The sequence below is a fragment of the Roseibium sp. AWQ4_254 genome (assembly GCF_056161025.1).
Window position 1 is genome coordinate 1 of the sequence record NZ_JBSWYH010000126.1, and the last position, 239, is coordinate 239.

At 61.5% G+C, this 239-nt stretch carries 1 protein-coding gene; it reads right to left on the minus strand.

Annotated features, from left to right (window positions below):
• Positions 1-239 (minus strand): IS3 family transposase (locus ACXAIC_RS24905; protein ID WP_475187150.1); only part of this gene is annotated, 239 nt, incomplete at both ends.

Consider the following 239-nt stretch of genomic DNA (forward strand, 5'->3'; position numbering starts at 1 on the left):
GTTCACACGGTCGAGTGGGCTGGGGGCTGACTTTTCCGGAACCGTCGTTTTGGCAGGTTTGCCGCGAATGATCCCCTGAAGCCCCATGGCCGTCATAAGTCGGGCCACAGTGCATCGGGCGATATCGAAGCCCTCCCGCTGTAATTGCCGCCAGACCTTGCGCACGCCATAGACCCGGAAGTTCTCCTCGAAGACACGGCGGATCTCGATCTTCAGAGCGATATCGCGGCGAGCGCGGG